Genomic DNA, 26,457 nt, shown 5'->3' with positions numbered 1-26,457 from the left:
GAACGTGGCGCGCTCACTGCAGGAAGACGCGGGTGAAATTGGCCAGCTCCCGGAGCTTCTCCAGGGGCAGTTTGGAGGCCTGGGCGTCCTGGGCCAGGGCCACGCCCTCCTTGAGGCTGTCGGCGATGCCCGAGGCGTAGAGCGCCGCGCCGGCGTTGAGGGCGACGATATCGGCTGCCGGGCCATCCCCCACCAGCGCCTGCTCCACCAGCCGCAGGCTGTCCTCCGCGGACTGCACCCGCAGCGGGTCCAGGGACTGACGCGGGATGCCGAGCTCCTCGGGGGTGATCACGTACTCGGTGATCTCGCCTTCCTTCAGCTCGGCCACCCGGGTTGGCGCAGCCAGGGAGATCTCATCCAGACCGTCTTCTGCATGCACCACCAGCACGTGGCGGCTGCCCAGGCGGCGCAGCACCTCGGCCATCAGCGGCACCAGCTCCGGGGAGTAGACACCCAGCACCTGGTTGGGGGCGCCGGCGGGGTTGGTCAGGGGGCCGAGGATATTGAACAGGGTGCGCACGCCCATCTCCCGGCGCGGCCCCACCGCATGGCGCATGGCCGGGTGGTGGTTGGGGGCGAACATGAAGCCCACGCCCACCTCGGCGATGCAGCGCGCCACCTGCTCGGCGTCGATGTCCAGGTGGATGCCGGCCACGGCGAAGAGGTCGGCGCTCCCCGACGAGGAGGAGACGCCGCGGTTGCCGTGCTTGGCCACGTGGCCGCCGGCGGCGGCCACCACGAAGCTGGCCGCGGTGGAGACGTTGAAGAGGTTGGCGCCGTCGCCGCCGGTGCCGACGATGTCCACCACGTTCTCGAGCGCGGCCGGCAGCCGCACCGGCTTCATCAGCTCGCGCATCACCTGGGCGGCGGCGCTGATCTCCTCGGCGGTCTCGCCCTTCATGGCCATGCCCATCAGGAAGGCGGCGATCTGAGCGTCGCCGGCCTCACCGGTCATGATCTGGCGCATCACCTCATGGGTCTCGTCGAAGGTGAGGTTGTCGCGGCGCATCAGGGCGCCGAGGGCATCTCGCATCTGCATCATGGCTCTCCTCGACTCAGGCACGGCCCAGCGGCGCTTGAGGACGACGTTGTAGGAAGTTGGCCAGCAGCTCATGGCCCTGGCGGGTGAGGATCGACTCGGGGTGGAACTGCACCCCTTCGACGTCGAGCTCGCGGTGGCGAAGCCCCATGATCAGCCCCGGGGTGACGTCATCGTCAGCGGTCCAGGCGGTGATCTCCAGGCAGTCGGGCAGCGAGGCGCGCTCCACCACCAGCGAGTGGTAGCGGGTCACCTCCAGGGGGTCATCGAGGCCTGCGAAGACCCCCAGGCCCGAGTGGCGAATGGCCGAGGTCTTGCCGTGCATCACCTGGGGGGCGCGCACCACCTGGCCGCCGTAGACCTGCCCGATGGCCTGGTGGCCCAGGCAGATGCCGAGGATCGGCAGCCGGCCGGCGAAGTGGCGGATGGCCGCCAGGGAGATGCCCGCCTCGTTGGGCGTGCAGGGCCCCGGCGAGATCACCAGATGGGTGGGGGCCATGGCCTCGATCTGCTCGAGGGTGATGGCGTCGTTGCGGTGGGTCGCCACCTCGGCGCCCAGCTCCCCCAGGTACTGCACCACGTTAAAGGTGAAGCTGTCGTAATTGTCGATCATGCAGACTTTCATGGGTCTCTCCGGCGCCTTATTCGAGGTTGTCCAGGCCGCGCTCGGCCATGGCCACGGCGCGGAACAGGGCGCGCCCCTTGTTGAGGGTCTCTTGCCACTCCATCTCGGGCACGGAGTCGGCGACGATGCCGGCACCCGCCTGGACATGCAGCTGGCCATCCTTGATCACCGCGGTGCGGATGGCGATGGCGGTGTCCATGTTGCCATGCCAAGAGAGATAGCCCACCGCCCCGGAGTAGATGCCGCGCTTGACCGGCTCCAGCTCGTCGATGATCTCCAGCGCCCGGATCTTGGGGGCGCCGGAGACGGTGCCCGCCGGGAAGGTGGCGCGCAGGGCGTCCATGGCGGTCAGCCCCGGTTTCAGCTTGCCGGTGACGTTGGAGACGATATGCATGACGTGGGAGTAGCGCTCCACCACCATCTCCTCGGTGACCTTCACCGAGCCGGTCTCGCTGATGCGCCCCACATCGTTGCGGCCGAGATCGATCAGCATCAGGTGCTCGGCGCGCTCCTTGGGATCGGCCAGCAGCTCCGCCTCCAGCGCCTGGTCCTCCTCCTCGCTGCGGCCGCGCTTGCGGGTCCCGGCGATGGGGCGCACCGTCACCTCGCCCTCCTCCAGGCGGGTCAGAATTTCCGGCGAGGAGCCGGCCACCTGATGATCGCCGAGGTCGAGGAAGAACATGTAGGGCGAGGGGTTGAGGCTGCGCAGTGCCCGGTAAAGGTCGAGCGGCGCGGCGCGGTAGGGAATCGACATGCGCTGGGAGGGCACGCACTGCATGACGTCACCGGCCAGCACGTACTCCTTGATGGTCTCCACCGCGGCCTTGAAGCCCGCCTCGGTGAAGCCGGAGGTGAAGTCGCCCTCCTCCACCGCGGCGCCGCCGGTGCCAGGGCTGATGGTGTTGAGGGTGGCACTGCGCAGGCGGATCTCCAGCTCTTCCAGGCGCTGCACCGCCCGGGGGTAGGCCTTTGGCTCGGCGGGGTCGGCATGGGTCCAGAGCGCCAGGCGCCCGGAGAGGTTGTCGAAGACCACCAGCTCGTCGCACACCATCAGCAGGATATCGGGCACGCCCAGCGGGTCGGGCTTGGCGGCGGCGGCCTCACTGCGAAGCCGCGGCTCGATATAGCGGATGGTGTCGTAGCCGAAGTAGCCCACCAGGCCACCGTCGAAGCGCGGCTGGTCGTCCAGGCGCGGCACCCTGAAGCGGGCCTGGAACTGCTCGATCCACGCCAGCGGGTCCTCCACCTCGGCCACACCCTGCTGCTCGCCGTCGACGATATGGCTCACCGTGAAGCCGCGCACCTCGATGCGCTCTCGGCTGGGCAGGCCGATGATGGAGTAGCGCCCCCACTTCTCGCCGCCCTGCACGGACTCCAGCAGGAAGGACCAGGGGGCATTGGCCAGCTTGAGGTAGGTGGAGAGCGGGGTGTCGAGATCGGCCAGCACCTCGCGGGTGACCGGAATACGGTTGTAGCCGGCGTCGGCCAGCTCGCGGAAGCGTTCGGGAGTCATCATGCCCGGGAATCCTCGGTGTAACGGGTTGGCGATGGGGCGCAGGGCGGCGCGACCTGAAGGTAGCCAGCGCCGCGGCTCAACATGGAAGGAGCGTCACCATCGCCAGCCGCCGCGGAGCGGCGAGCGGCGCAGGCGGGGCTCGGCGGCCGGGGCGCCACCGAAGGCAGGGCAGGTGTCCGACAGGGTGCGGCTGTTCATCGAGAGGCTTCCGCTTCTTATAGCAATAACATATTGATTAGGCCGCGCTTATAGCATTAGCCGAATTCACGTTAAACGAGTTCCACCAGCGATTCAACCACGCCATCCGGGCCGCTCTCGCGCACCGGCTCGCCGTGGTTGTAGCCGTAGGGCACCGCCAGGGTACGAAAGCCGGCGGCCTGACCGGCGGCGATATCGTGACGGGAGTCCCCCACCATCAGGCAGGCCCGAGGGGCCAGGCCGAAGTGGCTGGCCACGTGCAGCAGCGGCGCCGGATGAGGCTTCTTCTCGGGCAGGCTGTCGCCACCCAGGCAGAGGGCGAAGTGCTCGGCAAGCGCCAGCCCCTCCAGCAGCGGGGCAATAAAGGCATAGGGCTTGTTGGTCACCAGCGCCAGCGGCAGGCCGCGCTCACGCAGGGCATCCAGGCACTCGCGCACGCCGGGGTAGAGCCGAGTATGGGCGCCGGGGTCACGACCGTAGTGCGTAAGGAATGCCGCATGGGCGCGCTCCAGAAGGGGCTTGTCGACCTCAGCAGCAGTGGCAAGCGAGGCTTTCCCGGCGACTGATCTACGAGGGGGCGCTGTGAACCCCTCCCTGGGCGCTACCGATGCCCTGCTTCGCTCTCGCGTCCCGCTTCGCTCGCAGGTCCGGTGCTGGCCATCCATGGCCAGCCCGTTCGGAGCAGTGCTCCTCACCCCTGGCATAGGACCCCCTCTACGATCAGTCCCCGGCGCCTCGCTGGCAGACGTTGCGAACCGCAGCGCGCGCTCCATCAACACTAGCGAGCCGTTGCCGACCCAGTCGCGCACCCTCGCCTCGCCGGCGGCGGGCAGGCCGAGGTCTGCCAGGGCCGCGTCCACGGCCAGCGCCAGATCGGGCACCGAGTCGATCAGGGTGCCGTCCAGGTCGAAGGCCACCAGCTCGATGCCGTCGAGAATGGGGTGCATGCTTGCTCCTCTGCGTTGCTGATCGTCCTGCACTGGCTGGCGTGCCGCCAGCCAGGCGCGCTTGCGGGTCGCCGAGAGCCGCTTGATCTCGGCCTCGAGGCGCAGCGCCTCGCCGTGGCTGCCCACCGGCTCGCGGTGACGCAGGGTCAGGGGGCCGCGGCCGCGCAGTGCCTTGGCGCCGCGGCCGGCGGCATGCTCCGCCAGGCGCCGGTCGACGTCGGTGGTGATGCCGGTATAGAGCGCCCCGCCCGCCGTCTCCAGCAGGTAGAGGTGCCAGACCGGCGCCTCGGCGGCGGGGGGCTGCTCGCTCACGGCCTCAGCGCGCGCCGGCCAGCTGCTCTCGGAAGTCACGCAGCACGGAGTCGTAGCGGTGCGGGTCGGCCTCGTTTCTGGCCTTGAACACCGCCGAGCCCGCCACGAAGGTGTCGGCGCCGGCCCGGGCGATCTCGGCGATGTTCTCCACCTTCACCCCACCGTCGATCTCGAGGCGAATATCGCGGCCGGAGGCGTCGATGCGGCTCCGCGCCTCGCGCAACTTGTCCAGGGTGCCGGGGATGAAGGCCTGGCCGCCGAAGCCGGGGTTGACGCTCATCAGCAGCACCATGTCCACCTTGTCCATCACGTAGTCGAGATAGGAGAGCGGCGTGGCCGGATTGAACACCAGGCCCGCCTGGCAGCCGCCGTCGCGGATCAGCTGCAGCGAGCGGTCGATGTGGTCCGAGGCCTCGGGGTGGAAGGTGATGATGCTGGCGCCGGCGTCGATGAAGTCGCCGATCAGCCGATCCACCGGGCGCACCATCAGATGCACGTCGATGGGCGCGGTGACACCGTGCTTGCGGAGCGCCTCGCAGACCATGGGCCCGATGGTCAGGTTGGGCACATAGTGGTTGTCCATCACGTCGAAGTGGACGATATCCGCGCCGGAGGCCAGCACGTCATCCACCTCCTCACCCAGGCGGGCGAAATTGGCGGAGAGGATCGAGGGGGCGATCAGGAAGTCGCGGGGCGCATCGGTCATGACGGTGTCCAGGGGTCGCTTGCGAGAGGGCATATTCTACCAGAGGCTCAGGCGGCCCGGCAGCGCAGGGGCGATACGCTCCCCGCAGGGATATATTCTTTAATCGAATAAAAAAAACCATTGTAATTACTATTGTCGAGATTTACCCTTCCGGCAATCTCACCCAGTTCCGGAGTGCCTTCCATGACCCTGCGCCCCCTCTTTCAGCGCTCGCTGCTTGCCATCGCCCTCGGCGTAGGCCTCGCCGGCCCGGCCGCGGCGGCAGAGCGCGAGCTGCTCAACTCCTCCTACGACATCGCCCGCGAGCTCTTCTCGGCCATCAACCCCGACTTCGTGGCCCACTGGCAGGAGACCCAGGGCGAGACGGTGGCGGTCAGCCAGTCCCACGGCGGCTCCTCCGCCCAGGCCCGCGCCATCCTGCAGGGGCTGCGCGCCGACGTGGTGACCTACAACCAGGTCACCGACGTCCAGGCCCTGGCCGACGGCGGCCTGGTGGACGAGGCGTGGCAGGAGGCCCTGCCCAACAACGCCTCGCCCTACTACTCCACCACCGCCTTCCTGGTGCGCAAGGACAACCCCAAGGGCATCGAGAGCTGGGATGACCTGGTACGCGACGATGTCCGCATGGTCTTCCCCAATCCCAAGACCTCCGGCAACGGCCGCTACACCTACCTGGCCGCCTGGGGCTTCGCCGACCAGCACTTCGACGGCGACGAGGAACAGATCCACGACTTCATGCGCACCTTCCTGCGCAACGTGGCGGTGTTCGACACCGGCGGCCGCGGCGCCACCACCAGCTTCATCGAGCGGGGCCTTGGCGACGTGCTGATCAGCTTCGAGTCCGAGGTCAACAACATCCGCGGCGAGTACGGCGAGGATGACTATGAAGTGATCGTGCCGCCGGTGAGCATCCTGGCGGAGTTCCCGGTAGCGGTGGTCGCCCCCAACGCCGAGCGCAACGGCACCACCGACCTGGCCCAGGCCTACGTGGAGTACCTCTACGGCGAGGAGGCCCAGCGCACCCTGGCCGGCTTCAACTACCGCGTGCATCACGAGGCGGTGGTCGAGGAGTTCGCCGACCAGTTCCCGGAGACCGAGCTTCTGCGCGTCGAGGAGATCTTCGGCAGCTGGGATCAGGCCATGGAAGAGCACTTCGCCGGCGGCGCCCTGCTCGACCAGCTGCAGCGCCGCTGAGCCACCCGCGCCTTCGGAGACGAGCCACGCCCATGAGCACCCGCGCCCTTCCCTTCGCCATCGGCCGCGCCCCCAAGCGGGTGCTGCCGGGGTTCGGCCTGTCGCTGGGCGTGAGCCTGCTGTTCGTGTCGCTGGTGCTGCTGCTGCCGATGACCGGCCTGTTCGGCCAGCTGGCCGGACTGAGCCTCGCCGAGTACTGGGCGATCATCAGCGACGGCCGGGTGGTGGCCAGCTACACGGTCACCATCGGCGCCGCCTTCGTGGCGGCGCTGGTGAACGCCGCCTTCGGCCTGCTGCTGGCCTGGGTGCTGGTGCGCTACGAGTTTCCCGGCAAGCGCCTGCTCGACGCCCTGATGGACCTCCCCTTCGCCCTGCCCACGGCGGTGGCCGGCATCACCCTGGCCACCCTCTACTCGAGCAACGGCTGGATGGGCCGACTGCTCGAGCCGCTGGGGCTGCAGGTGGCCTACACCTGGGTGGGCATCGCGCTCGCCATGGCCTTCACCAGCATCCCCTTCGTGGTGCGTACCGTGCAGCCGGTGCTGGAGGACCTGCCCCATGAAGTGGACGAGGCGGCGCTGACCCTGGGCGCCAGTGACGCCACGGCGTTTCGGCGGGTGATCCTGCCTCACCTGTGGCCGGCACTGGTCACCGGCACGGGGCTGGCCTTCGTGCGCTCGCTGGGCGAGTTCGGCGCCATCATCTTCATCGCCGGCAACATGCCCTACGAGACCGAGATCACCGCGCTGATGATCTTCGTGCGCCTTCAGGAGTACGACTACGCCGGCGCCTCGGCCATCGCCTCGGTGGTGCTCTTCGTGTCGCTGGCGCTGCTGCTGGCCATCAACATCTGGCAGGGGCGCTTCATCAAGCGCCTGCATGGAGGACGCGGCTGATGCAACGGATCGGTGATGCCCCGGCGGTGCGCCGCACCCTGGTTGCCGCAGCCCTGCTGCTGGCCGCGCTCTTCCTGCTGCTGCCGCTGGTGGCGATCTTCGCCCAGGCCTTCGCCCAGGGCGTGGGCGTGTTCTGGGCCAACGTCAGCAACCACTACACCCTGCGCGCCATCGGCCTGACGCTGTTCATCACACTGCTGACCATTCCGGTCTGCCTGGTGTTCGGCGTGGCCCTGGCCTGGCTGGTGACCCGCTTCAGCTTCCCGGGGCGGCGCCTGCTGCAGACCCTGATCGATATCCCCTTCGCGGTCTCGCCGGTGGTGGCGGGCCTGGTCTACCTGCTGCTCTACGGGCGCAACGGCTGGCTGGGCGGCTGGCTCGACGGCCACGACATCCAGCTGATGTTCGCCTGGCCGGGCATCCTGATGGTGACCATCTTCGTCACCTGCCCCTTCGTGGCCCGGGAGCTGATCCCACTGATGCAGGCCCAGGGCTCTCGCGAGGAGGAGGCCGCCGTGACCCTCGGCGCGCCGGGCTGGACGATCTTTCGCCGGGTGACCCTGCCCAATATCCGCTGGGCGCTGCTCTACGGGGTGATCCTCACCAACGCCCGGGCGGTGGGCGAGTTCGGTGCCGTCTCGGTGGTCTCCGGGGCCATCCGCGGCCAGACAATGACCCTGCCGCTCCACCTGGAGCAGCTCTATCAGGACTACAACACGGTCGGCGCCTTCGCCAGCGCTTCGCTGCTGGCGCTGATCGCCCTGCTCACCTTGGCCGCCAAGGCCACGCTGGAATGGCGCGCCGCGCGCCAGGAGGCCCATCCATGAGCATTCGTCTGCACAACATCGGCAAGCACTTCGGCAGCGGGCGCCAGCGCACCCAGGCGCTGGAACCGGTGAACCTCGACATCCATGACGGCGAGCTGATCGGCCTGCTCGGCCCCTCGGGCTCGGGCAAGACCACCCTGCTGCGCATCATCGCCGGCCTCGAACACGCCGATCGGGACAGCGGCGCGCGCATCCTCTTCGGCGACCGCGACGTCACCCAGGTGCACGTGCGCGACCGGCGCATCGGTTTCGTCTTCCAGCACTACGCGCTGTTTCGCCACATGACAGTGTTCGACAACGTCGCCTTCGGCCTCACGGTGATGCCGCGCAAGCACCGCCCCACCGCCGGCGAGATCCGCGCCCGGGTTCACCGCCTGCTGGAGATGGTGCAACTCGAGCAGCTGGCCCATCGCTATCCGGCCCAGCTCTCCGGCGGCCAACAGCAGCGGGTCTCCCTGGCCCGGGCGCTGGCCCTGCGCCCCGACGTGCTGCTGCTCGACGAACCCTTCGGGGCACTGGACGCCAAGGTGCGTCAGGACCTGCGCCGCTGGCTGCGCCACCTCCATGACGAGCTGGGCTTCACCAGCATCTTCGTGACCCACGACCAGGAGGAGGCCCTGGAGCTCTCCGACCGGGTCGCGGTGATGAGCAACGGGCGCATCGAGCAGATCGACACCCCGGACGCCGTCTACAAGGCACCGGCCAACCGCTTCGTCTTCGAGTTCCTGGGCGATGTGAACCACCTGGAGGGCGAGGTGCGCGACGGGGTGCTCACCTGCGGCGAAGCGCGCCTCTCGGTGTCACTGCCCGACGGCCCCGAGGAGCTGCTGCTGCGTCCCCACGAGGTGCGTCTGGCGCCGTCACCGACGCCCGAAGCCCGACTGCCGGTCACGGTCACCGCCATCTCGCCGGTGGGGGCCGAGGTGCGCGTGGAGCTGGCCGCGGACTGGCTGGGCGAACCGTGGCTTGCCACCGTGCGTCACGCCGACTACGAGCGACTCGACCTGACCCGCGGTAAGCGGCTCTACGCCATTCCGAGTCGCTGGCATCGATTTCCCGACGCCAGGCCATCCCGGGCGCTGAGCCCCCTGGCCAGCGCCGCCTGAGCCTTCCGCACAGAACCTCCAGCCACTGGGCCTCGGGGTCGATGACGAAGGCCTCGAGCACCAGCAGCTCCTCGGCGCCGGGCAGGTGGTCACTGGCCATGGCGTCGCGATGGGTAACGTGCCGGGTCGCCTGCCTTGAGCGCCCTGACCGAAGTGTACCGTTGAGGCCTGTCCCCTGCCCGAGGAATTCCGGGGCCCGGAGCGAGGCAATATACTGGCGGCCCCAACACCTTCCCCCGTCGCCCCAGGGAGTTACCCCATGCCGCAGCGTCACCGTCTTCGTACCCGTCTGTTTCGCCTGTCTGCCGGCCTGCTGGCGGCTGGCCTGCTCAGCGCCTGCGCCAGCCCCCACTACCTGCAGCTCAACCCCCAGCGCAGCGCCGAGGTGCCGGTCACCGGCAGCGGCCAGGCGGTGACGGTGATCGCCGTGGACGGCCGCGACAGCGAAGTGATCGGCACCCGCACCGGCAGCGCCATGTCCACCGCCACCATCACCGTCAACGCCCACGAGCTGATCCCCCACCTGCAGCGCGAGGCCGAGCGCGCGGTGCGCGACATGGGCTTCAGCCCCACCACCGAGAGCGCCCCGAACCGCCCCAGCCTGACCCTGACCCTGGACCACCTGGGCTACGAGCGCGGCCAGAGCCGGCCGATGATCGACGAGGCGCGCCTGGAGGCGGTGTTCATCGCCGAGGCGCGCAACGGCGGCAACACCTACACCGGCACCTACACGTCGCGCCGCACCCAGAGCTACGTCGTGCGCCCGGATCGCGACACCAACACCCGGATGGTCAACGACCTGCTCTCCGATGGCCTGAACCGGGTCTTCCGCGACCCGGAGCTGGGCCGGTTGCTGGCGCGATAAGCGATCGGACACCCGAACGCAGCGAGGGCGCCCGACGGGCGCCCTCGCTGCATGTACCGCCCACGGCTACTCCAGCGGCCCGCGGCGCACCAGCGCCCAGGCGCTCTCGCGGAAGCCGCTGCCGGCCTCCGGCTCGCCCTGTGCCAGCAGGGTGAGCCGGAAATTGGGCGCGAACAGCTTGCGCACCTCATCGGGCGGCACGCTGAACGGTGGCCCCCCTTCATCGCCCGGCTCGCGCTCGAGGCTGATCAGCAGCCCGCGGCTGCCCGGCGGTACCAGCTGGGCCAGGTGAAAGGCATAGCGCTGGCGGGTGGCCGGCGGCAGCGCGATCAGCGAGGCACGGTCGTAGAAGGCACCGATCTCCGCCGCCTGCTCGATGTGAAAGTGGAAGAAGTCGCCCTGCCACAGCTCCACGTTAGCCTGACGGTAGATCTGGAACCCCGCTTGATGATAGCGGGTGACCACCCCCTGCCCCTCGGCCACGAACTGCTCGATCGCCTCCGGCGCCAGCTCGATGCCCAGCACCGGATGGTCATGGCCGGCCAGCCAGCGCATGTCCAGGCTCTTGCCGCATAGCGGCACCAGTACCTTGGTTCCCGGCCTGACCTCGAGGCCGGGCCAGTGGGCCACCAGCATGGGGTGGGGACGCTCGAGGTGGAACCCGATGCGCCCTTCACGCCAGCGGTCGATCCATTCGTTGGCCATGGCACCCTCCTCAGAACCAGCGGTCGCGCTTGCGCTTGCGACGCGGCAGGTGGGGGACGACCAGGCCGACCAGCAGGCCGGCCCCGGCCACGCCGCCACCGTACATGAAGTAGCGCATCAGCAGATCCTCCTCCTGGGTGTCCAGGCGCGCCTGCAGCTGGCGGATGGTCTGGCGGGACTGCTCCGTCTCGGCGTCCAGCGCCTCATTGCGCGCCTCGAGGTCGGCGATCCGCGCCTCGCGAGCCTCCAGGGCCTCGCGCTGGGCGGCGGTGCGGCTCTCCCACTCCTCGTTGATGCCGTCGAGCTCGGCGGAGAGCTCGGCCACCTGCTGCTCCAGCGCCGGCACGCGGACCTGGGCGCTGGGGGTCGCCTGCAGCTCGCTGGTGAGAATCCAGACGCTGTTGCCGTCGGCATTCTGCACCCGGGTGTAGTTGCCGCTGGTCTCGAGCTGCGTCACCGGCTCGCCGGCGGTGAGGGTGCCAACGATGCGATAGCCGTCGGTGGGACCGCTGCGCACGTAGGTGGTCAGGGAATCGCTGACCCAGTGGGTCGCGTCGTTCTGCTGGGCCTGCAGGGGCAGGGCCAGAAGCCCCAGGGTAAGGCCCAGGCTGAGTCGTGTGATGTCGTGTCGTGTCATGCCATTGTCCTGGCTAAAGCTTGCGGATTTCCACTCTGGCGCGACCTGTGTCCGACGCCGGCTTCCTGCCGACGCCGCGGCGATGAGACGTCCGGCCACTCGGGCCGTTTTCCGCAGGAGCTTTTCCACAGCTCCTGTGGAAAAGGTTCGGGACAACCGCTGGAAAGGGGTCGCCCGGCGGCGTGGCGCCTGCCCTGCGCCCATTCTGATCACTTCGTGACCAGCCGCCCTCAGCGCTTCGGGGCCGAGGGCGGCGAGAAGGGCCGTGGGAACTCGGCGACCCGCCCGTCGCTCTTCACCGCCCGAGGCGTCCCCTCCCGCTCCACCTCATCGATGCGCACGATGGCATTGAGCGGGAGATAGCTGCGGATGACCCCCTCAAAGGTGAGCCGAAGCTTGTCCGCGGAGGGGTCCACCACCAGCCGGGAGGCATCCTCGAAGACGAACTCCTCGACCTCGATGAAGCCCCACAGGTCACTCTGGAAGATCTCGCGCGCGTAGAGCTCCCACACTTCTCCCTGCTGGTGAAAAACCACCCGATAGATAGGCTTCGCCGCCATGGTGCTGAGTGTTCCTCGAACCGTGTTTCGACAAGAGGCGCAAGCGTAGCACACTCCCGCGGCCGACGGCCCATGCTGGCCCCATTGCCGGGCCATGCGTATAATACCGGGTTACTTTTTCGACCCGAGCGGCCAGGCCCGCCGCGGCCACACGTTCACGACACACTCCCCCTTCATCCACTGGTGACAGACGTCGGGCGCCTGGCGCCACGACCCAATTCTTATGGCGAAGAAACTCTTCATCAAGACGCACGGCTGCCAGATGAACGAGTACGACTCCGCGCGCATGGCGGATCTGCTCGGCGAATCCCACCGGCTCGAGCTCACCGACGACGAGCGCGAGGCCGACGTCATCCTGCTCAATACCTGCTCGATCCGCGAGAAGGCCCAGGAGAAGGTGTTCCACCAGCTGGGGCGCTGGAAGAAGCTCAAGGAGGCCAACCCCGATCTCGTGATCGGCGTCGGCGGCTGCGTGGCCAGCCAGGAGGGCGAGGCGCTGCGCAAGCGCGCGCCCCACGTCGACATGGTGTTCGGCCCCCAGACCCTGCACCGGGTGCCCGCGATGCTCGACGCCCGTCAGCAGGACCAGATCTCGGTGGTGGACGTCACCTTCCCCGAGATCGAGAAGTTCGACCACCTGCCCAAGCCGAGCTCCGATGGCGCCACCGCCTTCGTCTCGGTGATGGAGGGGTGCTCGAAGTACTGCACCTTCTGCGTGGTGCCCTATACCCGCGGCGAGGAGGTCTCGCGCCCCTTCGAGGCGGTGATGGACGAGGTGATCCACCTGGCCGACCAGGGCGTGCGCGAGATCAACCTGCTGGGCCAGAACGTCAACGCCTACCGCGGACTCAACCAACTGGGCGACGAGATCGACCTGGCCGAGCTGATCAGCTGCGTGGCGGCCGTCGAGGGGATCGACCGCATCCGCTTCACCACCTCCCACCCGGTGGAGTTCTCCGACAGCCTGATCGAGGCCTTCGGCGAGATCCCGGAGCTGGTCAGCCACCTGCACCTGCCGGTGCAGTCCGGCTCCGACCGGATACTGGCCGCCATGAAGCGCGGCCATACCGCGGCGGAGTACATCGAGAAGATGGAGCGCATCCGCGCGCTGCGCCCGGACATCAGCTTCTCGTCGGACTTCATCGTCGGCTTCCCCGGCGAGAGCGACGAGGACTTCGCGGCCACCATGGACCTGATCCATCGCATCGGCTTCGACCACTCCTTCAGCTTCGTCTACTCGGCGCGCCCCGGCACCCCGGCGGCCGCCCTCGAGGACGACACCCCGGAGGCCACCAAGAAGCAGCGCCTGGCGATCCTCCAGGAGCGCATCAACCAGCAGGCGATGCAGATCAGCCGGCGCATGGTGGGCACCACCCAGCGCATCCTGGTCACCGGCTTCGCGCCCCGCGACCCGGGCCAGCTCTCCGGGCGCACCGAGAACAACCGGGTGGTCAACTTCCGTGCCGCCAACCCCATGGAGCTGATCGGCTTCTTCGTCGACGTGGAGATCACCGAGGCGCTGCCCAACTCGCTGCGTGGCGAACTCGCCTCGCCCGAGATCTACTGACGCCCCGCCCCTTTATTGCCCCGGCATGCGCCGGGGCAGTAAGCTGCCCTAAATCCAACTTCCACGGGATCCGCCAGTCTTGAGCCAGCCATCCTCCCCGGCCAATCGCATCATCACCCTCAATCTCGAGCCCAATGACCCCCGCCGCCTGGCCAACCTGTGCGGCCAGCGCGACGAGCACCTCAAGCTGGTGGAGGCGCGCCTCGGCATCACCCTGCGCAACCGCGGCAACATCTTCCAGCTGGCGGGCCCAATCCACCGGGTCAAGGCCGCCGCCAACCTGCTCGAACACCTCTACCGCGAGACCGAGGCCAGCGACCTGGAGCCCGACACCGTGCATCTCTTCCTGCAGGAGTCCGGCCTCGAGGCGCTGGAGGAGGAGGAAGGTGGCGCGGCCGACGGCGAGGTGCTGCTGCGCACCCCGCGCACCCTGATCAAGCCGCGAGGCCTCAACCAGCAGGCCTACGTGCAGAGCATTCGCGCCCACGACATCAACTTCGGCATCGGGCCGGCCGGCACCGGCAAGACCTACCTGGCCGTGGCCGCCGCGGTGGAGGCGCTCAACCAGCAGGAGGTACGTCGCATCCTGCTGGTGCGCCCGGCGGTGGAGGCCGGCGAGAAGCTCGGCTTCCTGCCCGGCGATCTGGCCCAGAAGATCGATCCCTACCTGCGCCCCCTCTACGACGCCCTCTACGAGATGATCGGCTTCGAGCAGGTGGCCAAGCTGATCGAGCGCCAGGTGATCGAGATCGCGCCGCTGGCCTACATGCGCGGGCGCACCCTCAACAACGCCTTCATCATCCTCGACGAGAGCCAGAACACCACCCGCGAGCAGATGAAGATGTTCCTGACCCGCATCGGCTTCGGCTCCACCGCGGTGATCACCGGCGACGTGACCCAGGTCGACCTGCCCCGCGGCCAGACCTCGGGGCTGATCCAGGTGCTGGAGGTGCTCAAGGGCACGCCGGGGATCGGCACCACCCACTTCGCCGCCAAGGACGTGGTGCGCCACCCCCTGGTGCAGCGCATCATCGAGGCCTACGACCACTACGAGGCCGAGCAGGAGGTCGCCGAGCGCGCCCGCAAGCAGGCCCGGGAGCAGGAGCGCGAGGCGCTGCGTCTCGAGCGACAGGAGCGCCTCGACCGCGAGCGTGGCGAGCCATGAGCCTGCGGGTCGACCGCCAGCAGGCCGTCGCGGCCGAGGGGCTCCCCGGCCAGGCCGAGCTCGAGGCCTGGGTGGCGGCGGTGCTCGCTCGCCATGAGGTCGACGCCGACAGCGAGCTGACGTTGCGCCTGGTGGACGCCGAGGAGAGCCGCGCGCTCAACCGCGACTACCGCGGGAAGGATCGCCCCACCAACGTGCTCTCCTTCCCCTTCGAGTGCCCGCCGGGCGTGGCGCTGCCGCTGCTGGGCGACCTGGTGATCTGCCACCCGGTGGTGGCCGCCGAGGCCAGCGAGCAGGACAAGGCCCTGCGCGATCACTACGCTCATATGGTGGTGCATGGCACCCTCCATCTGCTCGGCTATGACCACCTCGAGGATGACGAGGCCGAAGCGATGGAGCAGCTCGAGCGCGAGATCCTCGCCGAGCTGGGCATCGACGACCCCTACCGAGACGCGGGCGGTAGCGCCCGCGACGACGCAGCGACCGAGGACGAGAGACCCGACCCATGAGCGAAGACCGAACGAGCGGCCAGGGCAGCCGATCCTGGCTGGAAAAGCTCTTCAGCGCGCTTTCCAGCGACAGCGACGAGCCCAGTTCCCGTGACGAGTTGCTCGCCTTCCTGCGCCAGGCCGCCAGCCGCCTGAAGCTCGAGCAGGACGCCATGATGATCATCGAGGGCGCCCTGAAGATCAGCGACCAGCAGGTGCGCGAGGTGCTGATCCCCCGCTCCCAGGTAACCGCCATCGGCCTCGACCAGCCCCTGGAGGAGTACCTGCCGATCATCCTCGAGGCCGGCCACTCCCGCTACCCGGTGATCGGCGAGAACCTCGACGAGGTCAAGGGCATCCTGCTGGCCAAGGACCTGCTCCCGCTGCTCCAGGGCGGCCAGCAGAATGGCCGCCCCTTCCGGCTCGAGGAGGTGGTGCGCACGGCGCTCTTCGTGCCGGAGTCCAAGCGCCTCAACAGCCTGCTCAAGGAGTTCCAGGACACCCACAACCACATGGCCATCGTGGTGGACGAGTACGGCGGCACCGCGGGCATCGTCACCATCGAGGATATCCTCGAGGAGATCGTCGGCGAGATCGAGGACGAGCACGACGCCGACGAGGAGGAGGATATCCGCGCACTGGGAGAGGGGCGCTACGCCATCCGCGCCCTGACCCCCATCGAGGACTTCAACGAGCGCTTCGCCACCCGCTTCTCCGACGAGGAGTTCGACACCCTCGGGGGGCTCGTGATGCAGCGCTTCGGCCACCTGCCCGGGCGCGGCGAGCACACCGAGATCGGCGGCTGGCGCTTCACCGTGCTCAACGCCGACAACCGCCGCATCCGCCTGCTGGAGGCGGAGCCCTGCAGCGGGCAGGACGACGCCTGAGGCCCCGCTGCCCGTCACCCCCTTGATTCAGCCCCCAACACGGACGGTCACCATGTCTGAGCTTCGCCTCTCTCCGCTTCTCGGCTGCCTGCTGGCACTGGCCGCCGGGGTCCTCACCACCCTCACCGCCTCGCCCTTCGAGCTGTGGTGGCTCGGCCCGGTCGCGGTGGGCCTGGTCTACCTGGGCATCCAGGCGCTCACCCCCGGCCAAGCCGCCCTGCGCGGCTGGTGCTATGGCCTCGGCCTGTTCGGCTCCGGCGCCTCCTGGGTCTATGTCTCGATCCACGACTACGGCTACACCGGCGTGCCCCTGGCGGTGTTTCTCACCGCGCTGTTCGTGGCCAGCATGGCGCTGTTCCTGGCGGTGACCCTGTGGCTCTACCGGCGCCTCACCGGGCCGCGGCTGGCCTTCCTGGCGTTTGCCGGCGCCTGGGTGCTGGGCGAGTGGCTCAGGACATGGCTCTTCACCGGCTTTCCCTGGCTGCTGCTGGGCTCCGCCCACGTGGACTCGCCGCTGGCCCCCTGGGCGCCCGTCGGCGGCGTCTACCTGCTGTCGCTGATCACCGCCCTCACCGGCACCCTGCTGGTGGAGTTCCTGGCGCGGCGCTGGTGGGCCGCGGCCCCGGTGGCCGCCCTGTGGCTCATCCCCCTGGCGCTGCCGACCCAGTGGACCCAGCCCGCCGGCGAGCCGCTGCGGGTCGCCCTGCTGCAGGGCAACCTGGACCAGCTGATCAAGTGGACACCGGAGGGCCAGCGCGAGGCGGCCAACATCTACGCCGAGCTGACCCGCACCCAGCCCGACGACCTCGACCTGATCGTCTGGCCTGAGGCGGCGCTGCCGATGTTCGAGGACCAGGCGCGGCCGATTCTCGAGCGGGTACAGTCCAACCTCTCCCCCGACACCGCCCTGCTCACCGGCATCCTGCAGCGCGACGCCGAAGGGCGCTACTTCAACAGCGTGATCGGCCTCGGCAACGCCGAGGGAGAGTACCGCAAGGAGCATCTGGTGCCCTTCGGCGAGTACCTCCCCCTGGAGAGCCTGCTGCGTGGCACCATCGCCTTCTTCGACCTGCCGATGCCCGCCATGACCCCTGGACCCTCGGGCCAGGCGCCGATGGTCGCCGCCGGCACCACCATCGGCAACGCCATCTGCTACGAGATCATCTATGCCGACCTGGTGGCCGAGCGCGCCCGGGACAGCGCCCTGCTGATGACGGTCTCCAACGACACCTGGTTCGGCGAGTCCATCGGCCCCCTGCAGCACCTGCAGATGGCGCGCCTGCGCGCGCTCGAGAACGGCCGCTACCTGGTGCGCGCCACCAGCAACGGGGTGACCGTGATCGTCGACCCGATGGGCCGCATCACCGCCCGCGCGCCCCAGTTCGAGATGACCAGCATCACCGGCGAGGTGCGCCCCATGGCGGGCCTCACCCCCTTCACCCGCACCGGCAGCTGGCCCACCTGGCTGCTGGCCGCGCTGCTGGTGCTGCCCAGCCTGAGGCTGCGCCGCCGTCCCACCCCGTAGGAGCCCCAGTCACCGGGCGATGCCTCCAACGAGAAGCGCCCAGCCGATGACTCGGCTGGGCGCTTCTTCGTTACCACTTATTTACCACTTATCGGCTAGGGCGTGACGCTCAGGATGTCGTCGCCGCCGGGACTTCGCCGAGCACCTCGGGGATGGTCATCTTGACGTAGCGGCCGGGGGCCGGCTCGAGGATATCGAGCTCGCCATCGCCCGGCTGACGGGCCGGCACCATCTTCTCGGCATCGGCGTAGCCGTTCTCGGTCATCCACGCCTGCCAGTGGGGCCACCAGGAGCCTTCATGCTGCTCGGCGCCGGCCAGCCACTCCTCGTGGGTCTCGGGCAAAGCATCGTTGGTCCAGTAGCCATACTTGTTCTTGTGGGGCGGATTGACCACCCCCGCAATATGGCCGGAGCCCCCCAGCACGAACTTGACCGGCCCCTTGGGCAGCAGCGCGCCGTAGTAGGTGCTGTTCCACTTGGCGATATGATCCTCCCGGGTGGAGAGGAAGTAGCTGGGGGTGGAGATCTTGCGCAGGTCGATCTTGACGCCGTCCAGCTCGATGCCCCCCGGCTGCACCAGGCGATTTTCCAGGTAGAAGTGGCGCAGGTACCAGCCATGGGTACCGGCCGGCAGGTTGGTGCCGTCGGTGTTCCAGTAGAGCAGGTCGAAGGGCGCCGGCACCTCCCCCTTCAGGTAGTTGCTGATGTAGAACGACCAGAACAGATCGTTCTCGCGCAGCAGGCTGAAGCTGAAGGCCATGACGCGACCGTCCAGGTAGCCATCCCGCGCCATCTTGGCCTCGATGCCCTGGAGCACCGGCTCGGAGAGGAAGACGCCAATCTCGCCCGGGTCACGGAAGTCCAGCAGGGTGGTCATGTAGGTGACCGACTTCACCTTGCGGCCGCGACGGGTGCTGGTCAGGTAGGCCACTGTGGAGGCGGCAAGGGTGCCGCCCACGCAGTAGCTCAGCAGGTTGACTGACTTCTCCCCGGTGGCCTGCTCGATCGCCTCCATGGAGGCGATGGGGCCTAGCTGCATGTAGTCGGCCCAGGTCAGGTCGCGCTGCTCGGGGCCCGGGTTGCGCCAGGAGATCAGGAACACCGTGTGGCCCTGCCCCACCAGCCACTTGACCAGGGAGTTGTCCTCGCGCAGGTCGAGGATGTAGTACTTGTTGATCCACGGCGGCACGATCAGCAGCGGCGTCTTGAACACCTTCTCGGTGGTCGGCGCGTACTGGATCAGCTGGATCAGCTCGTTCTCGTAGACCACCGAGCCGGGGGTCACGGCGATGTTCCTGCCGACCTCGAAGGCGCTGCGGTCGGTCATGGTGACGTTGAGCCCCTCGACGGAGTTGGCCAGGTCCTGGCGCAGCCGCGCCAGGCCGTCCACCAGGTTCTGGCCGCGGCTCTCTATGGTGCGGCGCATCACTTCGGGATTGGTGGTGACGAAGTTGGTGGGCGCCATGGCGTTGACCAGCTGGCGCGCATAGAAGCCCAGGCGCTGCTTCTGGTCGGCCGGCAGCTCTAGGCCGTCGATCAGCTCCTCGACCATGCGCGAGAAGAGCAGGTACTGCTGCATGAGCGCCAGATAATAGGGGTTGCTGGTCCAGGCCTCGTCAGTGAAGCGACGATCGCCCTTGGCCGGCGTCACCAGCGGCTCCACCGGCTCGCCGGCCATGGCGCGCAGGCCGTTCTGCCAGAGCTGGAACTGGTCCTGCATCAGCCGGGCCTGGGTCTGCCACAGCAGGGGAGGGTTGCTCATCAGCGACTCGGCCGCCGCCTGGAAGCTCTCCCGCATATCGCTGTAGACGGAGTCGGCGGCATCGCTGGGCACCATGCGCTCCAGCAGGTCGCCCATCAGGGCGCGATACTCCTCGCCGATCTGCTGGAGCTGGGCGTTCCACGCCTCCAGCTCGGCCTGTGTCGGTGCTTCAACCCCTGGCTGCATTGACCCCTCCTGACGCGCCGGCCACCGTCGCGGTGCCGGCTGCAAATAGCTCAATCCGCCACCCGTGATGGACGGGGGGCGGGTTGTTCAGCGGCGTGTCTGGGCGCGCCGCGAGTTGCCTGCCGGGCAACGGTGTCTCAGCTCTTGCTGGCACCACGGGTGGAGGCGGCCTTGGCCGGCTCGGCCTTCGCCTTCTCGCCGTCCGTGGTCTTAGTGGCCACCTGCTCGGCCAGCTTGGCCTGCTCAGCGAAGAGCTTCTCGAGCTCGGCTTTGAACGCCAGGCTCATCTCGGAGAGCGCCTTGGCATCCTCGAGCATCTGCTGGGAGAGCTGTTTCATCATCTCGGCCTGGCGGGCGCTGAAGGCCTGCATGGAGTCGGCGTCGCTGACCTCGCTGGCGTCACGCAGGCGCTCGGTGCCGAGCTGGCTGTAGCGCTTCATGGACTCCATCTGGTACTGGGTCAGCTTCTCCATGTTGTTCAGCATCAGGGAGTTGAGCTTGCGCATCGGCTCGAAGAACTGACGGGTCTGCTCGTTGAAGGCGTCGATCATCTTGTTGTCCTGCATGAGGTGGTCTCCCGGATCGGTGACGGATGGCGGGCGAGGCGCCCGGCATGTTGCACTGCACAAAGCCTAGTCTGCCACGCCCCAGGTTGCAAGACGATGAAAGGCGAAGGCGAGTGAGATCAGCTCTCGCGCTTGGCCCGCGAGCGGGCGCTGGCGGGTGTTTTCTTCGCCGCGCTTCCGGTGCCATCGGCCTTGTCTGCCGCGCGGGACGCAGAGGAGGCAGCGCCATCTGGCGGAGCGTCGCTGGCCGCCTCGGACTTGCTCTGGGCGGCACTCTGGCCGGCCTGCTTGAGCATATCGAGCATCATCTGCTGGTAGCTGCCGAAGTTGGAGAGCCCCTGAGATAGGCCCTGGGAGAGCCCCTGGGTCAGCCCCTGCCCCAGCCCCGACTGCTGCAGGAAGGGCTGCATCAGGCTCATGGGATCGTAACCCTCCACCCCGGACTCCATCTGCTTTCGGATCTGCTCCATCAGCTGCTGCTGGAAGACCGCCACGTCGGGCAGGCCCAGCGACTGGCGAAACTCCTCGGGGGTCAGGTCGAACTCGACATTGATCTTCATGGCATTGCCCTTGCGGTGGTGATGCCTGGCAGTGTAGCAGTCCGCACCCGGCCAGGCGGAGCCCCCCTCAACGCAGCACCGGGGTCGCCACCCGCACCTCGGCGTTCTGGGCGCGATGGCGCAGCAGGTGGTCCATCAGGGTCAGCGCCATCATCGCCTCGGCGATGGGGGTGGCGCGAATGCCGACGCAGGGGTCATGACGCCCCTTGGTGACCACCTCCACGGGGTTGCCGTGGACATCGATGCTGCGGCCGGGCGTGGTGATGCTGGAGGTCGGCTTGAGCGCCAGGTGGGCGACGATGGCCTGGCCGCTGGAGATGCCGCCGAGCACCCCGCCGGCGTGGTTGGAGAGAAAGCCCTCCGGGGTCATCTCGTCGCGGTGCTCGCTGCCCCGCTGGCTCACCGAGGCGAAGCCGTCGCCGATCTCCACCCCCTTTACCGCGTTGATGCTCATCAGGCCGTGGGCGAGTTCGGCGTCGAGGCGATCGAACACCGGCTCGCCGAGGCCCGGCGGCACCCCCTCGGCGACCAGGGTGATCCTGGCCCCCACCGAATCCTGGTCGCGGCGCAGCTGGTCCATGTAGGCCTCGAGCTCCGGCACGCGGTCGGGGTCGGGACAGAAGAAGGGATTGGCGTCCACCGCCTCCCACTGCTTGAAGTCGATGGCGATGGGGCCGAGCTGGCTCATGTAGCCGCGAACGGCAATGCCTCGACTGGCAAGGTACTTCTTGGCGATGGCCCCGGCGGCGACCCGCATGGCAGTCTCCCGGGCGCTGGAGCGCCCGCCGCCGCGGTAGTCGCGCAAGCCGTACTTGTGATGGTAGCTGTAGTCGGCGTGGGCCGGCCGGAACTGGTCCTTGATGTTGCCGTAGTCCTTGGAGCGCTGGTCGGTGTTCTCGATCAGCAGGCCGATCGCGGTGCCGGTGGTGACCCCCTCGAAGACCCCGGAGAGGATCTTCACCCGGTCGGGCTCGCGACGCTGGGTGGTGTGGCGCGAGGTGCCGGGGCGGCGGCGGTCCAGGTCGCGCTGCAGGTCCTCCTCGGTGAGCGGCAGCCCCGGCGGGCAGCCATCGACGATGGCGCCGAGCGCGGGTCCATGGCTCTCGCCGAAGGTGGTGACGGTGAACAGCTTGCCGAAGGTGTTGCCGGACATGGGCGCTCCTCCTCGAAGGGATCGGGAATCAGGCGAAGGACGCCGCATGGGCGTCGAGTTCATCGGCGGTCAGGGCGAAGACCCCCTGGCCGCCGCGCTCGAAGTCGAGCCACAGGAAGGGCACCTCGGGGAAGGCGGCCTCCAGGTGGTGGTCGGAGTTGCCAACCTCGACGATCAGCACGCCGCGCTCGGTGAGGTGCTCGCGGGCCTCGCGCAGGATGCGCCGCACGATCTCCAGGCCGTCGGCCCCGGCCCCCAGGGCCAGGGCCGGCTCGTGGCGGAACTCGGCGGGCATGGTGGCCAGGTCGCGCGCATCCACGTAGGGCGGGTTGGAGATGATCAGGTCGTAGCGGCCCGGCAGCGCCGCGAAGAGATCGGAGTGCACCGCACGCACCCGCTCGCCCACGTCATGGCGAGTGATGTTCTGGCGGGCCACCGCCAGGGCCTCCTCGCTGATGTCGCCGAGGTCTACCTCGCAGGTGGGCAGGTGCAGGGCGACGGCGATACCGATGCAGCCGGAGCCGGTGCAGAGATCCAGCACCCGGGCCGGCGGCTCGTCGGGGAACCAGGCGGCGAAGCCTTCCTCGATCAGTTCGGCGATGGGCGAGCGAGGGATCAGCACCCGCTCGTCCACGTCGAAGGGGTAACCGGCGAAGAAGGCTTCGCCCAGCAGGTAGGGCAGCGGGCGGCGCGTGGTGATGCGGCTGCGCACCAGGGCCACGATGCGCGCGCGCTCCATGGGCAGCAGGCGAGCGTCGAGCACCGCCGGGTCGACGCTCCAGGGCAGGTGCAGGGCGCCCAGGGTCAGCGCCACCGCCTCGTCCCAGGGGGAGTCGGTGCCGTGGCCGTAGAAGAGCCCGGCCAGGTGGAACTCGCTGGCCGCCCAGCGCAGGCAGTCGCGCAGGGTAATCAGGCCGTCGCGCAGCTCGGTGTCGGGAAGCGTCAGGGTCGAGGTGGAGTCGTTGCGGGCGGCCACGGGGCATCCTGTCGTTGTCGGGCGAATCGGGCAAGGAGGCCGATTGTAACCGCCGGGGCGGTTCACAGCCACGCCACGCTGGTTATACTGGGTCCCCTTCACTTTCCCGACTGGCCCCCCACCGCCATGAGCCGAGACCGCCACCGCCCGGACGACGACGAGATCAGCGCCTTCCGCCAGGCGCTACACGAGGCCGGGGTACGCCGCCTGCGCACCAACCGTGCCGACCCCGGCCGGGCGCGGCGCGAGGATCCCGCGGCGGCCGAGCGCCGCGCCGCCGCCCAGGCCGCGAGCGAGGCCGGCGGCAGCGGACGCACCTCCGACGGACGGGTCGAGGCCGTGCGCCCCTCGGAGTATCTGGAGTTCGCCCTGCCCGACCTGCCCTGGCGCACCCGCCAGCGGCTCAAGCGCGGCCAGCTGGCCTGGGAAGCGGGGCTCGACCTGCACGGCTACACCCTGGAGGAGGCCCGTGCCGAGCTCGAGGCGTTCCTGCGCGAGGCCAGCGCCGAGCGACGCCGCTGCGTGCTGGTGGTGCACGGCAAGGCCTGGGGAACCACCAGCGACTACCCGGTGATCAAGAGCCACGTGAACGCCTGGCTGCGCGAATGGCCAGCCGTGCTGGCCTTCTGCTCCGCCGTCGAGGCCGATGGCGGCACCGGCGCCGTCTACGTGCTGCTGCGCCGCCGCGGCGAGGCCTGACTCATTCGCGCCCGTCCGGCTTGGGCGCGCCCAGGGACTCCGGGGAGATGAGACCGGGCTGGACCGGGTCCACCACGATGCCGCGTCCCCCGAAGCCCGGATGGCGGTACCCCTCGTAGCGATCCAGCGCCTCCACCGCCAGGTGGCGCCCCAGCATGATCAGCGCCTCGGCGCGGTGGAACTCGTAGGCGCCGCACACCGTCTTGGGCACCTCGATCAGCACGTCCGGTGGATAGCCGGCCACCTTGTACTTGGCCAGCGCCGCCTGGGTGATATCGAAGGAGGCCAGCACCATGTCCAGCCGGCCCCACTGGCGGCGGCGCAGCCCCGCCACGCTCTGGTCGCTCTCCTCTCCATCGGCACTGCCGCCGCCCGCCCCCAGGCCATCGAGCCAGCGGCCGGCGGCGCTGCGCACCTCGTCGACCCAGCCGCCGAAGTCGATGCCGCCGGCATCCCGGGCCTCTTCGCGGGCCCTCTCCCTGGCCGCCTGGTCCGGCGGCAGCAGCTCTTCGAGGGTCACCGGGCGCGGGCTGTGGGCGGTGACGTTGACCGCCATCACGAAGTCGGCGTGGGCCGAGACGATAGGGATGATCGGCAGCGGATTGAGCAGGCCACCATCCACCAGCACCCGGTCGCCGCGGTGCACCGGCGTGATCACCCCGGGCACAGCAATGGAGGCGCGGATCGCCTCCAGCAGCGGCCCGCTCTGGAACCACACCTCGCGCTGGCGCGTCAGGTCGGTGGCCACGGTGGTGACGGGAATCGGCAGCTCCTCGATCCGCACGTCGCCGACCAGGGACTCCAGCTTCTCCATCACCTTGCTGGCGCGCATGGCTCCCATGGGGCTCCAGGTGACGTCCACCAGCTTGAGCACGTCGAAGTAGGAGAGCCGGCACACCCAGTCGCGGTAGCCCTTGAGCTGCCCGGCCGCATAGATGCCCCCCACCAGCGCTCCCATGGAGCAGCCGGAGATGGCCACCACCCGGTAACCCCGGGCCTCGAGCTCCTCGATCACGCCGATATGGGCATAGCCCCGGGCCCCACCGCTGCCCAGTACCAGGGCTACCCGCTTACCCTTGCGCTGCGAATTATTCATCTCTGGTGCTCCTCTGCAGGGGGCATGGCCGTCATGCGAGCCACGCCGCGATTGACTCGGCCACCACCCCCACGGCGGCGGGCTCCAGATGGAGATGGTGGCCGCCGGGCAGCACCCGGCGCACAAGCCCCGGCAGGGCCGAGCGCGCCGCCCGGGCGCGCTCGCTCTCGCCGAGGATCCCCGCCTCCCCTTCGACCAGCAGCGTCGGGCAGCGGATGGCGCCCAGGCAGGCCATCACCTGTTCCGGGCAGAGGCGCACCGGCGACGGCCGGACCAGGCGGCTGTCGGTGCGCAGCCCGACCCGCCCTCCCGGGAGCGCCATCAAATTTCTTTCCACCAGGGGAGCGGCGGTCTCGGCATCGATGGGCGTGGCGCCTCCCGCGACCCGCGCCGCCAACGCGGCCTTTCCATCAGGATAGTGCGGCGCGGGCGAGGGTGCGCGCCGGTGGGCCAGCAGGCCTCGACGCAGCTGGTCGGGGGCACGCTCGGCCTCGGTGGTCACCGCCCCCAGGCCATCGATCAGCACCAGGCGCGCGAGGCGCTCCGGCAGGGCCGCCGCGGTCAGGCAGGCCACGCCGGCCCCCATGGAGTGGGCCAGCAAGCTGAATCGCGAAAGGCCCAGTTCGTCGGCGGCGTCGAGCACATCGTGGCAGTAGTCCCACAGGGCGTAGTCGCCCGGCGAGTGGGTCGAGTGGCCGTGACCGGTGAAGTCCAGCGCCACCACCCGGATGCCGAGGCGCGCCACCAGCTCAGGTGCCAGCCGCGAGAAGCTGGCCGCGTTGTCGAGCCAGCCGTGCAGGGCCAGCCAGGTCGGCGCGTGTTCCTCGCCCCAGGCCAGGGCCGCCAAGCGGCCCTCGGCCAGCCGCAGCTCACAGGGAGCGGTCATGGCCGTGCCTCCAGCAGCGCATCCAGGGTCTCGAGCAGGGTCCGGCGGGCCTCCTCGGGGTGCTCCATGGGGAACATGTGAGCCCCCGGCACCAGGGTCACCGGCACCCCATGGCGCGCGAGGCGGCGCCGGCGGCGCGGCGTCAGCAGGTTGGAGTCCTCGCCGGCGAGCAGGGCGAAGGGCACCCGCAGGCGCCTCGGCAGGTCGCCGAGATGGTCCGGCAGGTGGCGGAAGACCTCCACCTCCACCTGAGGGTCATAGACCAGCACCGCCCGGCCATCGTCGAGCAGGCGGGTACCGCCCTCCACGTAGTCGTCGAGGGCCTCCGGGGTGAAGCGACGAAACAGTTCGCGACGACGCAGCACATGGCGCATGGTTTCGCGGTCGGGCCACAGGGTGCGTCGCCCGCGGCTATAGCGCGCCGGGGTCACCCGCTCCACGAAGCCCAGGCGCTTGGCGATCTTCATCGCCCAGGCATCCAGCCCCAGCATCAGCGGCGGGTCGAGCATCACCACGCAGCGGAAGCGCTCGGGAGCGGCCTCGGCCGCCATGGCCATCAGCACCCCGCCCATGGAGTGGCCCACGCCAATCACCGGCTGCTCGTGATGGGCCAGTTGCTCGAGCAGCTCATCGCGCAGCGCCAGCCAGTTGTGGCCCACCGGGAAGTCGGGATGGTGGCCGAGGCGGTCGAGGGGGTGCACATCGAAGCGCTCGGCCAGAGGGCCGAGGAAGCTGCGATAGCTCGAGCCGGGAAAGCCGTTGGCGTGGGCGAAGAGCAGGGTGTCGTGGGCAGGAAGCGGCATAACGA

The 26,457-nt window shown here is 69.1% G+C and carries 27 protein-coding genes and 1 pseudogene; 11 read left to right on the top strand and 17 right to left on the bottom strand.

The window, feature by feature from the left end:
* Positions 1-13 precede the first annotated feature (13 nt).
* From trpD to rpe, 6 genes and pseudogenes are all read right to left on the bottom strand, one after another.
* Positions 14-1,039 carry an anthranilate phosphoribosyltransferase gene (gene trpD / locus DER72_RS07545; protein WP_110069411.1) on the bottom strand — a complete coding sequence of 342 codons (1,026 nt, stop codon included), beginning with the start codon at positions 1,037-1,039 and terminating at the stop codon, positions 14-16.
* A 16-nt stretch (positions 1,040-1,055) separates the two neighbouring features.
* Positions 1,056-1,664: an aminodeoxychorismate/anthranilate synthase component II gene (locus tag DER72_RS07540; protein ID WP_110069384.1), complete on the bottom strand. Its 609-nt coding sequence runs from the start codon at positions 1,662-1,664 to the stop codon at positions 1,056-1,058.
* Positions 1,665-1,680: 16 nt separating this feature from the next.
* A complete protein-coding gene (trpE, locus tag DER72_RS07535) occupies positions 1,681-3,177 on the bottom strand; it encodes an anthranilate synthase component I (protein WP_110069410.1) in 1,497 nt (498 codons plus the stop codon).
* Between the two features lie 272 nt (positions 3,178-3,449).
* A complete protein-coding gene (gene gph, locus DER72_RS07530) occupies positions 3,450-4,325 on the bottom strand; it encodes a phosphoglycolate phosphatase (RefSeq protein WP_249322350.1) in 876 nt (291 codons plus the stop codon).
* A 72-nt stretch (positions 4,326-4,397) separates the two neighbouring features.
* A pseudogene (locus DER72_RS16385) lies at positions 4,398-4,637 on the bottom strand (GIY-YIG nuclease family protein); the annotation flags it as partial.
* Between the two features lie 4 nt (positions 4,638-4,641).
* Complete coding sequence (rpe, locus tag DER72_RS07525; protein ID WP_110069382.1) at positions 4,642-5,343, bottom strand: ribulose-phosphate 3-epimerase; 702 nt, start codon at positions 5,341-5,343, stop codon at positions 4,642-4,644.
* 183 nt (positions 5,344-5,526) lie between these two features.
* On the opposite strand from rpe, the gene cysP reads away from it, so the two are divergent.
* From cysP to DER72_RS07500, 5 genes are all read left to right on the top strand, one after another.
* On the top strand, positions 5,527-6,537 hold the full coding sequence (cysP, locus tag DER72_RS07520) for a thiosulfate ABC transporter substrate-binding protein CysP (RefSeq protein WP_110069381.1): 1,011 nt from the start codon (positions 5,527-5,529) through the stop codon (positions 6,535-6,537).
* Positions 6,538-6,569: 32 nt separating this feature from the next.
* Positions 6,570-7,433 (top strand): sulfate ABC transporter permease subunit CysT, encoded by an 864-nt coding sequence (gene cysT, locus DER72_RS07515; protein WP_110069380.1) that lies wholly within the window; start codon positions 6,570-6,572, stop codon positions 7,431-7,433.
* Entirely contained in the window at positions 7,433-8,260 is an 828-nt protein-coding gene (gene cysW, locus DER72_RS07510) for a sulfate ABC transporter permease subunit CysW (protein ID WP_110069379.1), read from the top strand. Before cysT ends, cysW begins: the two co-directional genes overlap by 1 nt.
* Positions 8,257-9,366, top strand: a complete 1,110-nt coding sequence (locus tag DER72_RS07505) for a sulfate/molybdate ABC transporter ATP-binding protein (RefSeq protein WP_110069378.1) — start codon at positions 8,257-8,259, stop codon at positions 9,364-9,366. Before cysW ends, DER72_RS07505 begins: the two co-directional genes overlap by 4 nt.
* 259 nt (positions 9,367-9,625) lie before the next feature.
* On the top strand, positions 9,626-10,231 hold the full coding sequence (locus DER72_RS07500; protein WP_110069377.1) for a YajG family lipoprotein: 606 nt from the start codon (positions 9,626-9,628) through the stop codon (positions 10,229-10,231).
* A 66-nt stretch (positions 10,232-10,297) separates the two neighbouring features.
* Here the strand turns inward: DER72_RS07500 and DER72_RS07495 are convergent, their stop codons facing one another.
* The 3 genes from DER72_RS07495 to DER72_RS07485 all read right to left on the bottom strand — a co-directional run bounded on the left by DER72_RS07495 (position 10,298) and on the right by DER72_RS07485 (position 12,133).
* Positions 10,298-10,936 (bottom strand): thiopurine S-methyltransferase, encoded by a 639-nt coding sequence (locus DER72_RS07495; protein WP_110069376.1) that lies wholly within the window; start codon positions 10,934-10,936, stop codon positions 10,298-10,300.
* Positions 10,937-10,946: 10 nt separating this feature from the next.
* Entirely contained in the window at positions 10,947-11,573 is a 627-nt protein-coding gene (locus DER72_RS07490) for a TIGR04211 family SH3 domain-containing protein (RefSeq protein WP_110069375.1), read from the bottom strand.
* A 230-nt stretch (positions 11,574-11,803) separates the two neighbouring features.
* A complete protein-coding gene (locus tag DER72_RS07485; protein ID WP_110069374.1) occupies positions 11,804-12,133 on the bottom strand; it encodes a DUF1820 family protein in 330 nt (109 codons plus the stop codon).
* Positions 12,134-12,356: 223 nt separating this feature from the next.
* On the opposite strand from DER72_RS07485, the gene miaB reads away from it, so the two are divergent.
* From miaB to lnt, 5 genes are all read left to right on the top strand, one after another.
* Positions 12,357-13,700: a tRNA (N6-isopentenyl adenosine(37)-C2)-methylthiotransferase MiaB gene (gene miaB / locus DER72_RS07480; protein WP_110069373.1), complete on the top strand. Its 1,344-nt coding sequence runs from the start codon at positions 12,357-12,359 to the stop codon at positions 13,698-13,700.
* A 79-nt stretch (positions 13,701-13,779) separates the two neighbouring features.
* Positions 13,780-14,865 carry a PhoH family protein gene (locus DER72_RS07475; RefSeq protein ID WP_110069372.1) on the top strand — a complete coding sequence of 362 codons (1,086 nt, stop codon included), beginning with the start codon at positions 13,780-13,782 and terminating at the stop codon, positions 14,863-14,865.
* Positions 14,862-15,374 carry an rRNA maturation RNase YbeY gene (ybeY, locus tag DER72_RS07470; protein ID WP_110069371.1) on the top strand — a complete coding sequence of 171 codons (513 nt, stop codon included), beginning with the start codon at positions 14,862-14,864 and terminating at the stop codon, positions 15,372-15,374. The genes DER72_RS07475 and ybeY overlap by 4 nt, the downstream gene beginning before the upstream one ends.
* Positions 15,371-16,240, top strand: coding sequence for an HlyC/CorC family transporter (locus DER72_RS07465; RefSeq protein WP_110069370.1), 870 nt, complete (start codon positions 15,371-15,373; stop codon positions 16,238-16,240). The genes ybeY and DER72_RS07465 overlap by 4 nt, the downstream gene beginning before the upstream one ends.
* A 52-nt stretch (positions 16,241-16,292) precedes the next feature.
* On the top strand, positions 16,293-17,765 hold the full coding sequence (lnt, locus tag DER72_RS07460) for an apolipoprotein N-acyltransferase (RefSeq protein ID WP_110069369.1): 1,473 nt from the start codon (positions 16,293-16,295) through the stop codon (positions 17,763-17,765).
* Between the two features lie 109 nt (positions 17,766-17,874).
* On the opposite strand, the gene phaC is transcribed toward lnt, so the two are convergent.
* The 5 genes from phaC to prmB form a co-directional block, all read right to left on the bottom strand.
* Positions 17,875-19,713: a class I poly(R)-hydroxyalkanoic acid synthase gene (gene phaC, locus DER72_RS07455; RefSeq protein WP_110069368.1), complete on the bottom strand. Its 1,839-nt coding sequence runs from the start codon at positions 19,711-19,713 to the stop codon at positions 17,875-17,877.
* A 137-nt stretch (positions 19,714-19,850) separates the two neighbouring features.
* The gene (locus DER72_RS07450; RefSeq protein ID WP_110069367.1) at positions 19,851-20,279 is read right to left on the bottom strand and encodes a phasin family protein; all 429 of its coding nucleotides are present in this window, start codon (positions 20,277-20,279) and stop codon (positions 19,851-19,853) included.
* A 119-nt stretch (positions 20,280-20,398) separates the two neighbouring features.
* Positions 20,399-20,839 (bottom strand): hypothetical protein, encoded by a 441-nt coding sequence (locus DER72_RS07445; protein WP_110069366.1) that lies wholly within the window; start codon positions 20,837-20,839, stop codon positions 20,399-20,401.
* A 67-nt stretch (positions 20,840-20,906) separates the two neighbouring features.
* Positions 20,907-21,992 (bottom strand): chorismate synthase, encoded by a 1,086-nt coding sequence (gene aroC, locus DER72_RS07440; RefSeq protein ID WP_110069365.1) that lies wholly within the window; start codon positions 21,990-21,992, stop codon positions 20,907-20,909.
* Positions 21,993-22,020: 28 nt separating this feature from the next.
* Positions 22,021-22,968 (bottom strand): 50S ribosomal protein L3 N(5)-glutamine methyltransferase, encoded by a 948-nt coding sequence (gene prmB, locus DER72_RS07435; protein ID WP_110069364.1) that lies wholly within the window; start codon positions 22,966-22,968, stop codon positions 22,021-22,023.
* Positions 22,969-23,094: 126 nt separating this feature from the next.
* Between prmB and DER72_RS07430 the strand changes: the two genes are divergently transcribed.
* Complete coding sequence (locus tag DER72_RS07430) at positions 23,095-23,667, top strand: Smr/MutS family protein (protein ID WP_110069363.1); 573 nt, start codon at positions 23,095-23,097, stop codon at positions 23,665-23,667.
* A 1-nt stretch (position 23,668) separates the two neighbouring features.
* On the opposite strand, the gene DER72_RS07425 is transcribed toward DER72_RS07430, so the two are convergent.
* Genes DER72_RS07425 through DER72_RS07415 form a run of 3 tightly spaced genes read right to left on the bottom strand, consistent with a single transcriptional unit; the run spans position 23,669 to position 26,452 of the window.
* Positions 23,669-24,763 carry a patatin-like phospholipase family protein gene (locus DER72_RS07425; protein WP_110069362.1) on the bottom strand — a complete coding sequence of 365 codons (1,095 nt, stop codon included), beginning with the start codon at positions 24,761-24,763 and terminating at the stop codon, positions 23,669-23,671.
* Positions 24,764-24,794: 31 nt separating this feature from the next.
* Positions 24,795-25,649 carry an alpha/beta fold hydrolase gene (locus DER72_RS07420; protein ID WP_110069361.1) on the bottom strand — a complete coding sequence of 285 codons (855 nt, stop codon included), beginning with the start codon at positions 25,647-25,649 and terminating at the stop codon, positions 24,795-24,797.
* Entirely contained in the window at positions 25,646-26,452 is an 807-nt protein-coding gene (locus tag DER72_RS07415; protein ID WP_110069360.1) for an alpha/beta fold hydrolase, read from the bottom strand. Before DER72_RS07415 ends, DER72_RS07420 begins: the two co-directional genes overlap by 4 nt.
* Positions 26,453-26,457: the final 5 nt, after the last annotated feature.

This window comes from Halomonas sp. A11-A, assembly GCF_003182195.1.
GTDB classification, from domain to species: domain Bacteria; phylum Pseudomonadota; class Gammaproteobacteria; order Pseudomonadales; family Halomonadaceae; genus Halomonas; species Halomonas alkalicola.
Note: the sequence above shows the minus strand (reverse complement) of the source record. Positions and strands in the feature narration are given on the sequence as shown.